Origin of the sequence: Commensalibacter sp. ESL0382 (assembly GCF_009725775.1) — a bacterium.
Lineage (GTDB): Bacteria > Pseudomonadota > Alphaproteobacteria > Acetobacterales > Acetobacteraceae > Commensalibacter > Commensalibacter melissae.
The window spans coordinates 375,847-388,848 of the sequence record NZ_WNII01000011.1; the positions used below are offsets into that span (position 1 = coordinate 375,847).

Genomic DNA, 13,002 nt, shown 5'->3' on the forward strand with positions numbered 1-13,002 from the left:
TATTGCTTCTATTCAAGTAAATTTAAACCATGTGTTGTTTCAATGACATTTGATATATTTTTCGAACAAAAAATTTTTTTTACTTCTTTCTTCACTAAAAAAAGGGTATTTCAGTTCGAAGAATATTTTACTAAAACAATTTGCAGCTGATAGCTAGATTTAAGGAGTGAAAAATTAAGATGAGTTTGAAATTCCCTCTATTTGCTGCATCTATATTTAATATTTCTACCCTTTTATGTTTAACCACTTTTCTCATGCCCTCAACCACGATAAAAGCACAACCGGTTAAAGGTTTGTATGTAACAGGTGCTGGCGGGCTTAGTATCAATCAAGATCAAGTTGTGCGTCAAAATCCCATTATGCCTGATGGTCGCGATAAATATACACCAGGGGCCACTGCAGTAACGAGTCTAGGATATGGTCTTGGAAACGGTTTTCGAGTTGAAGTGGAGGGAAATTATCGCAACAATCCCTTGAAATATCAAAATCTCGGTTCCTATAAAGCCCGTGGTGAGGGCCGCCAGCAAACTTATGGATTTATGGTTAACGCCCTTTTTGATATGGATGTGGGAAGCCCTTATATATTCCCATATTTCGGTGCGGGAATTGGTTATGGATGGTCTACAATGAATGGGGTAAAACTTCGCACCGCGGATCATCGTCTTACTGAACACATGGGAGGTACATTCGGACAATTCGCTTACCAGGGAATTGGAGGGCTATCATTTCCAACCCCTTGGATTGTTGGATTGTCCTTCATTACAGAATATCGATTCTGGACAATGCTGGCACCCCAAAGTCATACCGCCGATGTATGGGGTACCCAAGGAGGAAGAAACATTACCCATCCTTATGGTCATACCAAAGGCAATCGGGATACAACCACCTATTTTAACCATTCCATTTTACTCGGGTTACGTTATGAATTTAACCCTGCCCCTCCTCCTGCAACACCTGTTGATGAACCCCCTGTAGTTCCTAAGGCCAGAAAATCAAGATTATATCTTGTGTTTTTTAACTGGAATAGTTACAGCCTGAGTAATCGAGCGCGACTTATTGTCCGAGAGGCTGCCCAAGCCTACAATAACGTGGAAAACACCCGTATTGAAGCGGATGGTTATACAGATACATCTGCTAGTCCCGATATTAAGGGAAAAAAATACAATATCGAACTTTCCCTAAAAAGAGCCAAGGAAATCAGATCCGAATTGATACGAAATGGCGTTCCGGCCGGCAATATTGATATACATGGATATGGATCACAAAATTTGCGAGTACAAACAGGACCCAATGTACGGGAGGCACGTAACAGACGTGTGGAAATAATTTTACGCTAAATAGTTTCATCGTGGAGGGAATATCACATATTCCGGATTTCCCTTACGATACGGTTTTAAATAAGGATTTAAACCAATCCATTGAACAAAGGTGTTGATAGATAACGTTCCGCAAATGAAGGAACAATCGTTACAATGACTTTACCTTTGTTTTCTTTACGGGCTGCCAACTGAATACTCGCAAACAGAGCTGCACCTGAAGAAATACCCACAGGAATACCATCCAATCGAGCAACGCGTCTTGACGTGGCAAGAGCGTCATTTTCTGAAACCATCAGAACCTGTTTAAGTAAATCGGTATCCAAAATACCCGGTTTAAATCCTGCCCCTATTCCCTGAATACCATGAGGACCAGGCTCCTCTCCGTTAAGAACAGCACTTTCTGCAGGTTCAACACCAAATATCTCCACCTTTGGATTATGTTTCCTCAATCCTCTGGCAATTCCTGTAATGGTTCCACCCGTTCCGATACCGGCAACAACAATATCGACTTTTCCCTGCGTATCCTGCCAGATTTCTTCCGCAGTGGTATACTCATGGACAAGTGGATTCACGGGATTTTCAAATTGTTTTGGCATCCAGGCATGAGGTGTATTTTCTACAATTTCTTTTGCTCGAGCAATTGCCCCAGCCATTCCCAGATGACCTGGGGTCAGCTCAACCTGTGCATCAAGAAAACGCATCATTTTTCGACGCTCAATCGATGCCTTTTCAGGCATTGTAACGATCAGCCGATAACCTTTCGCTGCCGCTATAAATGCCAAGCCAATTCCTGTATTGCCTGATGTTGGTTCAACTAGTACACTTTTATGAGGACTAATAATCCCTTCTTCTTCCGCCTGATATACCATTGCGGCGGCAATTCGATCCTTGACTGAAGATAAAGGGTTAAAAAATTCTAGCTTTAATAAAATATCAGCTTCGATATTATCCTGCTTTATTAGATTTCCTGGCCTTACAAGCGGTGTCCCACCAATTGTATCAATCAAAGAATTATAAATTTTACCTCTAGGTTGTGCCAACCCAAAACGATTATTTTTTGTCATAACAATTCCCATTACTCGTTGATTAAGGATAATAATCGCTATAAATAACCTATTTATGCAAAATATTTCCACATCACAGATTTTATTTATAAAAAATACTATTTTTCATCTTAAATAATTATTATATACTATTAATATTAGGATATAAATTTTAAATTAACTAAATATTTCTTTAAAACCTTAGGAAAAATATTTAATGCTCTTAAGACAAGATCGTGCCATTATCGCTATTCTTATTGTAACAGATATCGCCTTTTACTCAAGTCACAATAATACCGTAAGTGCTTCTGACATTTCTTCAAGGACAAAACTACCAAAAAGAAGTATTGAACCGATTTTACAACTTTTATCCAGAGCTTCAATCTTGGAAAGTACTCGTGGACCACGAGGTGGGTATCATCTGGCTAAACCAAAAAGACTACTTTCAATCGCTGATATCATTAAGGCCATTTCGGTTGATGAAAAAGAAAAATATGAAGAATTTACGTTTCCACTTTTTCAACAAGTTATCAAACCATTATGGCAATCTATTGATCAAAAAATCATGAAGGAAATAGCTTCAATAACCATGCAAGATCTCATCAGAAAAGCCGAGGAAAAAGGAATGAAGCGTCCTCGTCCCACAGCTATTAATTTTACTATTTAACGTAATGGTAAATTCAAATCATTATTTAGCTTTTCTTACGGTTTTTCGATGATGGGAGACAGCTCTATGACGTGTTGCCTTTTTTCGAGAGGTCGTATTTTTGTTCGCGGGTTCTATAGCGGGTTTAGGAATCTGAACACCTGTATTGTCTACTGTTACATCTACTGACAAAACCGTTTTATTGCCCCCATCCTGATGTAAAAGATTCACAATGAATCTATCTGTTCCTGCATATGCCAAAGATGGCGTGTATCTTATATAGGTTCTTTTATCATAATTATAAACAAATGTCTTGCCATGTTCAGGAACAGTTGCAATACCAAAAGAGATGAAGTTGTTTTTGGAGTCAGGTTGCACAATATTGAATTCACATTGACCATCATCACTGCGGACTGTCATCGTCGTTTTCCAACTTCCATCCGCTTCTTTGACTATAGGTGTTATTTGACAAACAGATGATTTTTTTGAATATTTAAAAGGATTGGCAGCCTCCCTATCGGGTTGGGCCACTGGTTGCTGATTATGTTGACAAGCTGCCAAAGCAATTCCCAATGAAGCCAAAATAAAAGATGAACGCAAACGCACGAAACTAGCCTCCATTTATTAAATCCTACCTATAACTTGGCAGTTTACAATTACAAACTTGATGAGAATATCAGTTTAAAACCGGATTGGTAAAAAAGATGTAAGAATTTATACCTACTCTTTGTATCAATATACACATCCACTTACAAAGATCACTACCAGATAAAAACAAAATCACCAATAACTTTATGATATTTTAGATGAATTTTAGCTTTTTTATTTTCGTTTATTATTGCAAAATGTGAATATAAACTATTGCATTATGTACAATTCCTGTTATATCCGATTTAATAATATCATATACAACTGCAATAAACTTTTATAGAATAAATCCAATATTCTTTTAACTACCCAACCAATCTTTTTAGTTCATATCCGATTTGGAGCACTCAATGTCTCTATTAGTTAAACGCTTTCTCTTTTCTGGATTAATCGCTGCGGGAATGTTATCGAATCCATCATGGGCTTCAACGGCCACTTGCAATAATTCCCCTTCTCACGAAGCTTTTAATATAGAAGGCTTGAAAAGCGAATTAATGGTGACAGCCCTTTCATGTCAGGCTCAAAATCAATATAACGCCTTTATAAATCAATTCCGCCCGATTGTTAGCAGTGAGGAAGTTAAATTGAAGGGTTATTTCCGGTCAAGTTACGGAAAACGCTCAGGAAAGGCATATCAAAAAGCATATGATGATTACATCACACAGCTAGCCAACGTACAATCCTCTCAGGGACTTAAAGCGGGAACAATTTTCTGCATTCAAAGAATGTCCATGTTTGATGAAATCAAACCATTGAAAACGGCAAGTGAATTGTCTCAATATGCAGAGGCAAAAGATATTCTCCAACCAGCATCTTATGAAATCTGTCAGGCACCTGCAACACATAAAAAAGGCAAAGTCGTTAGAAAAAGACGAATCACACGCAAAGTTGCTGTTCACAAGAAATAATTTCAAAATTTAAGAGTCATGAAGAAAACATTTTGTAAAAACGTGTTTTTATGCGAAATACACTTATATGAGCGATTTATTTTCTTCAAACAATTCTTCTAAAACCCATTTTACAGACAAGAAAAATGTAAAAGGGATAAAATCTGTTACCAGCGATTATAACGCCAAAGACATAGAGGTTCTTGAAGGTTTGGAGCCTGTCAGAAAGCGGCCTGGTATGTATATTGGTGGTACGGATGAAAACGCCCTGCACCACATGGCAGCTGAAATATTGGATAATGCCATGGATGAGGTCGTTGGCGGTTTTGCAAACACCATTCACATAAAACTTGAACAGGATAACAAATTAACCATTCGCGATAATGGACGCGGAATTCCTGTTGATCCTCATCCAAAATTTAAAAATAAATCAGCCCTGGAAGTGATTCTAACCACGCTTCATGCAGGAGGGAAATTTTCCAATAAAGTCTATAATACTGCTGGGGGTCTTCATGGAGTTGGATCTTCTGTTGTCAATGCCCTATCTTCTTGGATGGAAATCGAAATTGCCCGTGATAAGATGCTGTGGAAACAAACCTATGAACGCGGATTACCGATTACTCCATTAATTGAATGTGGTTATGTACAAAATCGCAGAGGAACCCAAATCAGTTTTATTCCTGACATCGAGATATTTGGCAAACTGCAATTTTCACCGAAACAGTTGTATAAACTGTGCCGCTCCAAGGCGTTTCTTTATAAAGGTGTCACCCTAAACTGGTCGTGTGATCCTGAATTAGTGAATAACACTGATATTCCAAGGGAGACAATCCTGCATTTTGCTAATGGACTTGAAGACAGTTTGAAAGAAGAAACCGACTCGGACCAGTTGATCTGTCCTATATGGTCCGGTGACGTCAATTTACCCAATGATTCAAAAGGTGAAAATACAGGCAAAATTGAATGGTCTTTGGCATGGCTGGAAAAAGGTGAAAGCGGTTTGGCATCGTTTTGTAATACCATACCGACGCCATTGGGTGGAACCCATGAACAGGGCTTCAAAAATGCCCTGTTAAAAGGAATTCGGACATGGGGGGAAAACCGGTCCAATAGAAGATCCTCAATCATCACTTCTGATGATATGCTGGGATCTCTTGCGGCAAAATTGTCCATCTTTATTCGGGATCCAGAATTCCAGGGACAAACAAAAGAGAAACTAAGCTCAAAAAATACAACCAAACTTGTTGAAACCGCACTACGGGATCGTTTTGATCACTGGTTGGCAGCCGATCCAAATCAGGCGGATCAACTTTTCTCTTTCCTTCTTGATAAAGCTGAAGAACGTTTACAACGTAAAGAAAACCGGGAAACAGTAAGAAAAAGCGCAACAAAACGTTTAAGATTACCAGGTAAGCTGACCGATTGCACAAGTTCTAATACCAATCAAACAGAAATCTTTATCGTAGAGGGAGATTCTGCTGGAGGATCGGCCAAACAAGCCCGTAATCGCGAAACTCAGGCAATTTTACCTTTGAGAGGTAAAATTCTCAATGTTGCAAGTGCTTCCAATCAAAAATTAAATAATAATCAGGAATTAAAAGATTTAATAGAAGCCTTGGGTTGTGGCATAGGTTCCGCATTTGATATCGATAAACTACGCTATGGTCGCATCATTATCATGACAGATGCGGATGTTGATGGTGCGCATATTGCTTCTTTATTGATGACTTTTTTCTATCAAGAACTTCCAGAACTTATTCTTCAAGAAAAAATTTATCTGGCTCAACCACCCTTATACCGTCTTAGCCAAGGTGATAAAATTATTTATGCCATGGATGATAAGGATAAAGACCGTAATTTATCAAGGTTGAACCAAAAAAAAGGTAAAATTGAAGTTTCTCGTTTTAAAGGTTTGGGTGAAATGCCACCCAAGGATTTAAAGGAAACGACAATGGATCCCAAACACCGTATCCTATTGAAAGTCATCATTCCTCATGATGAAAAAGAAATCACGGAAACACGTGTTTCTGATTTAATGGGAAGAAAATCAGAAATGCGCTTCCAATTCATACAGGAGCATGCCGGTTCTGTTGATTTACTGGATATTTAATTCAATTATATTATAAATATTCGTTTTATCTGCCATGGAAAGGAATTATTAAATTCCTTTCTATTCGTTGTTAAAACATTTTATCGATGCCTAGAAAATTAAATCTTTTTATTTAGGCACCTTCAACACCATGTCCGGCCATCAACCGAGGTTTTACATGCTCGTCAAACTGCTTTTCATCAATCAATCCCGATTTTAAAGCCGCCTCTTTAAGACTTAATCCTTCAACATCCCCCATATGGGCAATTCTCGCCGCTCCATCATATCCTACGACAGGTGCCAGAGCTGTAACAAGCATTAATGAATTATCAATATATTTTTGAATACGCGCATTATTTAATGTTGTCCCTTCGACTGAAAATTCACGAAAGGCTTTGGCTGCATCCCTTAACAATCGGCTGGCGTGTAGCGTATTCATGATAACCAGCGGACGCGTTACATTTAACTGCAAATTACCCTGTGAGCCAGCAAAGGCAACGGCAGCATCAAGACCCATGACCTGCATGCAAACCATAATCATTGCCTCACATTGAGTCGGATTGACCTTTCCAGGCATAATTGACGACCCCGGTTCATTTTCAGGCAAATGAAGTTCTCCAAGTCCACATCGTGGTCCTGAAGCGAGCCAACGAGTATCATTTGCTATTTTTAATAGAACAACCGCAACGCCACGTAACGCAGACATCGTGGCCACCATAGCGTCAAGTCCACCCAAGGAGGCAAACTTGTTGGGCGCTGTTACAAAAGGATAGCTGGTGATTTGAGCGATTTTTTTAGCAATCGCCCTGGAGAAACCTTTTGGCGCATTCAATCCTGTTCCAACAGCTGTTCCACCTGCAGCCAGTTCAAACAATTCTTTCTCTACTGATTTTAAACGATGTAAACTTTCCTTTAATTGAGCAGCCCAACCAGACCATTCTTGACCAACGGTTAAAGGAACTGCATCCTGTAAATGGGTACGACCGATCTTTACAACATCCATCCATTCCTTAGCTTTACGCTCAATGGCATTATGTAATTTTTGTAATTCTGGAAAAAGATGCCTTTCCAATTCCATTACCATAGCGACATGCATAGCTGTCGGGAAACTATCATTGGAAGACTGTCCCATATTCACATGATCATTGGGATGAACAGGTTTTTTGGAACCGATCTCCCCCCCTAAAAGCTGAATGGCCCGATTGGCAAGCACCTCATTTACATTCATATTGGTTTGTGTACCTGAACCCGTTTGCCAGACACAAAGCGGGAAATGATCATCAAGCGCACCCTCGGCTGCCTCTTCAGCAGCCTGAATGATTGCTTTTGCCTTCGTTTCATCCAAACGGCCCGCTTCACAATTCACCTCTGCGGCGGCATGTTTAACAATACCGTAGGCATGATAGACCTCACGCGGCATGACATCCCCACCAATATTGAAATGATGCAAGGAACGTTCAGTCTGTGCTCCCCAATAACGATCCGCAGGGACCTCTATTTTTCCCATTGAATCACTTTCTTGACGCAATCCTTTTTTATCAATTCCAATTGCCATTTCGCCAGAAACAGATTTGATCATAATTCACCTTTTAAAAAAATTATTAAAATAATCACTATAAATCATAAAAAAAACCCACGCATAAGCCAAGAGAGGCAACGTGGGTATTAATCAAATATATCCGCTTAGACTATCAAATCTTAGCGAACAAAAATACTGTGCATATTATTAATATTATCGGCCACAATATGACCATGATTCATCAATTCTGCTATACGGTCTGAATTTGTAAAGGCAGTCACTACCGGATTAAAAACCGATAAGAAACTGTCTGGATAAATCCCCATCCACAGGATAATTACGGCCAATGGTACCAAGATTGTCATTTCTCTTGCGTTTAGATCCCGAATTGAATTGATAACCGGATTAACAATTTTTCCAAATATGACATTGCGATACATGACCAGCATATAAACAGCACCTAATATCATGCTTGATCCTCCCAGGAAAGCAACCCAGAATGATATATGTAAAACTCCAATCATGACCAGCAATTCACCCACAAACGAACCCGTACCAGGCAATCCAACATTTGCCATGATAAAGATCATTCCAAGCAAGGCCAGTTTGGGCATTTTACTAGCGATACCTCCAAACGCCTCGATATCTCTTGTACCAATACGATAGGTGACAGCGGCAACACATAAAAAAAGTGCCGCAATTGTTACCCCATGAGTAAGAACCTGTAATAGGGCGCCATCAATTCCCTCTGGTGTCAGAGAGAAAAATCCTATGGCAATAAGACCCATATGAGAAAATGATGAATAGGCTATAATCCGTTTAATATCTGTTTGTTTATAAGCGATTATTGCACCATAAATAATCGCACATATACCCAATCCCATAATCAGCATTGCATAACGGTGAGATGCCTCAGGCAACATTAAAACACAAAATCTTAATAATCCATAGGCGCCTGCCTTAGACATGACGCCAGAAACCAGCAAGGTGGTCGACGCTGGACCCTCAACATATGCGGCTGGTAACCAGGCATGCAGAGGAAAGAGAGGCAATTTGACTCCAAACGCGAGGATAAAACCCAGCAATAACCACCCCTGGACAGCAGGTGAAAAAGATGCGTGCATTAAAACGGGAATATCCGTGGTACCTGTATTCACCCATATCCACAAAATCCCAATCATCATAAATAAAGAACCAGCAAACGTGAATAGAAAGAATTGCAAAGAGGCAAAAATCCGTTTCGGACCTCCCCAGATTCCAATTAACATGCTGCTTGGCAGCAGGGTCGCTTCATAAAAACAGTAAAATACAACCATATCTAGGGCGGAAAACAGGCCAACCAATGTCGTTTCCAACACCAGAATAGCAACCATATAATCACGGATACGATCCGTGATCATCTGCCATGCGGCCATTATTCCAATCAGGGTCAATAAAGTTGATAGGATAATAAAAAATAAACTGATCCCATCCACGCCAACATGATAGGAAACACCAAATCCCGAAATCCATGAATTTTGAATTTCAAATTGATATCCATCGTGTCGAGGATAAAATTCACTCCACATAACAATTGACAGACCAAATGTTATGATACTTGTCCATAAAGCAATCCAACGGGAAGTGCGTGCAACCTCTTCAAAGGATCCACGCATAAGAAAGATGACCAAAGCCCCAAGCAAAGGCAAATACGTTACTAATGTAAGCAGTACTGAATGCACGGTATTCTCTTTTTTAATCTATTTAAACGTAACAATTGTTCGATTATATACAACTTTCTGACCATATTGCCCAGAAAGTTTTTATTTTTGTCAATATTACTTAAAATTAATTTTTCCTTAATATCAATTTATTAAGAGCGATGAAATAATTTTTCCATATCTTTTTTGCTCCATTTCAGCCATGTCGGTCTTCCATGTGAACAGGTTCCTGCCCTTGGAGTGGCCTCCATCTGACGTAAAAGGGCATTCATCTCTTCCTCATTCAAAGAGCGGCCTGCCCTTACACTGTTATGACATGCCATTCTGGCAAGAATAGCATCGAGTTGGGTATGGACAGATTCAATATCATTAACCGACATCTGTTCTTTATCCTGCAATTCTTCGGCAAGATCAATCAAAAGCGACTGTGCGGAAATGCTTCCCAAAAGTTGTGGCAAAGCCCTGACCAGAATCGTTTTTTCACCAAAAGATTCTATTTCTATTCCCAAATCGGCCAAACTGTCCTTAAAACCCATAAGACAACGATAATGAACAGCAGATAATTCAATTGCTTCCGGTATAAGTAAAGACTGTGTTTGTATTCCAGTCTCTAAATACTGTTGACGTAATGCCTCATGAGTTAAACGTTCATGAGCTGCATGCTGATCAACAATGACAAATTCTTCATGTTCTGTTACCGCAACAATATACGTTTTGAAAATTTGTGCCACGGCATATCCCAGAGGCAAGGTTGCAGTAGTTTTTTGATATTTTTTATCAGGTAATCTTGATAACGTATCGCCAACATCCTTGAAAGATAATCCTGCTCCCAATTCAAAACTGTCCCCGGCACATGCATCTTCTTCTTGAAAAAATTCTTTATTGTTCTTACCCATTCTTTGCTGATACGCGGGATATCGAATAGAAGCTTTTTTGGGATGATATTGTGTGGTGGGAAAAACATGCAAAGATTCAGGATTAACATTTGCAACTCCCGCACCAATAGCCAGACTCTTTTGAATGCTACCAATTATCAAGGCTCGAACTGCAGCTTCGTCAGCAAAACGCAATTCAGTTTTGGCAGGGTGTACATTCACATCTACCTGATCCAAAGGTAGCTGCAGAAAAAGTACGGCAACAGGATAACGTCCTTTTTCAAGAACTTGACGATAACCAACACGAATAGCCATTTGCATTACTGGATCAGCAACAGGCCGATCATTAACAACCATAATTTGACCATTTGTTGTTGCCCGATTTACAGATGGAGCACTGATGAAACCGGATAATTTCAAATCCCCCCGATCGAAATTCAACATAATCAGTTCTTCATCATGAATATCAGAAAACACTGCCAAAATACGGTCTTTTTGCGATTGAATCGGTAGATTCAAAACGGTCTTACCATCTTTTATAACAGTGAATGAAACATCGGGGTGAGAGATGGCCAAACGCTGTATAATCATTTCACACCGATTATATTCAACTCGAGCGGTTTTCAAGAATTTACGTCGTGCAGGAAGCGCATAAAATAAATCTTCTACAATAACTTGTGTTCCCATTTGACCAGCGGACGGACTGGGGTTTACAATCTTACCACTTTCAACCGAGATCTGCCACGCACTTTCCGCCGATTTGACACGCGAAATAATTTTCAATCGGGCGGCGGCCCCAATGGAAGGCAGAGCTTCTCCCCTAAATCCCAATGTTTTAATATTTACAAGATCATCTTCAAACAATTTTGAAGTACAATGTCTTGAAACTGCAAGAGGCAGGTCATCAGCCTCTATTCCACAACCATTGTCAATGACCTGAATATGATCAATACCACCGTTGTCAAGATTGATCTCAATTCTGCCTGCCCCTGCATCAAGCGCGTTTTCCACAAGTTCTTTAACAACGGCGGCAGGACGCTCAATAACTTCTCCTGCAGCAATTAAATTAACTGTATGTTCGGATAAAGGGCGAATAATCATTATTCTAATAATGACTTGGAGAATTGCAAATTTTTTTATAACCCTTTTTTGTCAAAAAACCTATTTTTGTGTCGTCGTTGGTGTTGCCCCGTCATCAGGACGTAAACCCAAACTCAAGTTATTATGCAATCGTTTATTTTCAGCCACACTGTCAACAGCCAAATCTGAAGGTTTGCCATTTTTCCAGAACATGACCTGGTCAACAAAACCATTCTGCGTGACCAACTCATTATGACGTTCCTGATCAGCTGATTGATTGGCATCCTGAATCAACCGGGTTTGGCCCTGGCTTGGAACATCTTTCATGCCTTCCAAGGCAACATCGGGAGAAAGAATTTCCAATGCCTGCTGACGTATGGACTGTTCTTGAGGTCTGACTCCATTTTCATCAGGCTTCATCAAACTATCATTAGGTGGCATTGATAAAGGCGCGCGAGTCGTAACGGTATATTCATCAGGCATTGATCTTTTGATACCAAATGCACGGGAAACATCCTGACCGGAACAGGCAGAAAGCAAGACAACAACACCGATTAGGGATCCCATGGGCAATAAAAATTTCAAACCTGATTTACGCATTATCATCCGTCTTATTCCTTAACAAAATCCGTAAAAGCAATAATAGTTAATAATATGAATCTATTTCGTATCATATTAAACTATTCTTCCCAACCAAAAAAAGCATCCATTAACAAGATAATCACACCACAAACAATTGCGCTATCTGCAACATTGAAAACATACCATGACCACCCTGCAACATGAAAGTGAATAAAATCAACCACTGCGCCAAAGCGCAAACGGTCTAAGATATTTCCCAACGCTCCGCCAACAATGGCACCCAGACTCATGATAACCCAGATTTTACGGGCACGAATCATCCATATGAATAAACTTGCCGCAATCACAAAGGCGGAAACAGAAAAAATAACGGATCCCCATGAACCAAACTGACCCAACATGCCAAAAGTAATTGCCCTGTTCCATACCATAGTGAAGTTGAAAAATGGAATCACTGGAACAGAACCTTTTTGGGGCAAATTTACTATATTGAGAATACAGTATTTGCTGATCTGGTCCAGCAAGAATATCAGAAACAGCATTCCCAATCCCCAATACCATTTTTTCAAATGATTAACTTGCATGACAACGGAACTTTTATTCATGAAAATCCC

General features: G+C 39.6%; 11 protein-coding genes. 4 read left to right on the plus strand and 7 right to left on the minus strand.

Annotated features, from left to right (window positions below):
- Nucleotides 1-179: 179 nt before the first annotated feature.
- Nucleotides 180-1,337: an OmpA family protein gene (locus GM552_RS05945; RefSeq protein WP_155565675.1), complete on the plus strand. Its 1,158-nt coding sequence runs from the start codon at nt 180-182 to the stop codon at nt 1,335-1,337.
- A 68-nt stretch (nt 1,338-1,405) separates the two neighbouring features.
- Here the strand turns inward: GM552_RS05945 and cysK are convergent, their stop codons facing one another.
- A complete protein-coding gene (gene cysK / locus GM552_RS05950; protein WP_155565676.1) occupies nt 1,406-2,383 on the minus strand; it encodes a cysteine synthase A in 978 nt (325 codons plus the stop codon).
- Between the two features lie 196 nt (nt 2,384-2,579).
- Between cysK and GM552_RS05955 the strand changes: the two genes are divergently transcribed.
- Nucleotides 2,580-3,029, plus strand: coding sequence for an Rrf2 family transcriptional regulator (locus GM552_RS05955; protein ID WP_110438269.1), 450 nt, complete (start codon nt 2,580-2,582; stop codon nt 3,027-3,029).
- 21 nt (nt 3,030-3,050) lie between these two features.
- Here the strand turns inward: GM552_RS05955 and GM552_RS05960 are convergent, their stop codons facing one another.
- Nucleotides 3,051-3,614: a hypothetical protein gene (locus GM552_RS05960; RefSeq protein WP_155565677.1), complete on the minus strand. Its 564-nt coding sequence runs from the start codon at nt 3,612-3,614 to the stop codon at nt 3,051-3,053.
- A gap of 392 nt (nt 3,615-4,006) precedes the next feature.
- On the opposite strand from GM552_RS05960, the gene GM552_RS05965 reads away from it, so the two are divergent.
- Both GM552_RS05965 and parE read left to right on the plus strand, forming a co-directional pair.
- Entirely contained in the window at nt 4,007-4,564 is a 558-nt protein-coding gene (locus tag GM552_RS05965; protein ID WP_155565678.1) for a hypothetical protein, read from the plus strand.
- Between the two features lie 67 nt (nt 4,565-4,631).
- On the plus strand, nt 4,632-6,653 hold the full coding sequence (parE, locus tag GM552_RS05970; RefSeq protein WP_155565679.1) for a DNA topoisomerase IV subunit B: 2,022 nt from the start codon (nt 4,632-4,634) through the stop codon (nt 6,651-6,653).
- A gap of 112 nt (nt 6,654-6,765) precedes the next feature.
- Here the strand turns inward: parE and fumC are convergent, their stop codons facing one another.
- The 5 genes from fumC to lspA form a co-directional block, all read right to left on the minus strand.
- On the minus strand, nt 6,766-8,211 hold the full coding sequence (fumC, locus tag GM552_RS05975) for a class II fumarate hydratase (protein ID WP_155565680.1): 1,446 nt from the start codon (nt 8,209-8,211) through the stop codon (nt 6,766-6,768).
- Between the two features lie 119 nt (nt 8,212-8,330).
- Nucleotides 8,331-9,872, minus strand: coding sequence for a NuoM family protein (locus GM552_RS05980; RefSeq protein ID WP_370533603.1), 1,542 nt, complete (start codon nt 9,870-9,872; stop codon nt 8,331-8,333).
- 131 nt (nt 9,873-10,003) lie between these two features.
- Nucleotides 10,004-11,827 (minus strand): DNA mismatch repair endonuclease MutL, encoded by a 1,824-nt coding sequence (gene mutL / locus GM552_RS05985; RefSeq protein WP_155565681.1) that lies wholly within the window; start codon nt 11,825-11,827, stop codon nt 10,004-10,006.
- Nucleotides 11,828-11,887: 60 nt separating this feature from the next.
- Nucleotides 11,888-12,412, minus strand: a complete 525-nt coding sequence (locus GM552_RS05990) for a DUF3035 domain-containing protein (RefSeq protein WP_155565682.1) — start codon at nt 12,410-12,412, stop codon at nt 11,888-11,890.
- A gap of 74 nt (nt 12,413-12,486) precedes the next feature.
- Entirely contained in the window at nt 12,487-12,993 is a 507-nt protein-coding gene (gene lspA, locus GM552_RS05995; protein WP_255487682.1) for a signal peptidase II, read from the minus strand.
- Between the last annotated feature and the right edge of the window lie 9 nt (nt 12,994-13,002).

Excerpts from the sequence above, each read along its gene's own strand:
- GM552_RS05945 (WP_155565675.1), top strand. The coding sequence starts at position 180 with ATGAGTTTGAAATTCCCTCTATTTGCTGCATCTATATTTAATATTTCT.
- cysK (WP_155565676.1), bottom strand. The coding sequence starts at position 2,383 with ATGACAAAAAATAATCGTTTTGGGTTGGCACAACCTAGAGGTAAAATT.
- GM552_RS05955 (WP_110438269.1), top strand. The coding sequence starts at position 2,580 with ATGCTCTTAAGACAAGATCGTGCCATTATCGCTATTCTTATTGTAACA.
- GM552_RS05965 (WP_155565678.1), top strand. The coding sequence starts at position 4,007 with ATGTCTCTATTAGTTAAACGCTTTCTCTTTTCTGGATTAATCGCTGCG.
- parE (WP_155565679.1), top strand. The coding sequence starts at position 4,632 with ATGAGCGATTTATTTTCTTCAAACAATTCTTCTAAAACCCATTTTACA.
- fumC (WP_155565680.1), bottom strand. The coding sequence starts at position 8,211 with ATGATCAAATCTGTTTCTGGCGAAATGGCAATTGGAATTGATAAAAAA.
- mutL (WP_155565681.1), bottom strand. The coding sequence starts at position 11,827 with ATGATTATTCGCCCTTTATCCGAACATACAGTTAATTTAATTGCTGCA.
- GM552_RS05990 (WP_155565682.1), bottom strand. The coding sequence starts at position 12,412 with ATGATAATGCGTAAATCAGGTTTGAAATTTTTATTGCCCATGGGATCC.
- lspA (WP_255487682.1), bottom strand. The coding sequence starts at position 12,993 with ATGAATAAAAGTTCCGTTGTCATGCAAGTTAATCATTTGAAAAAATGG.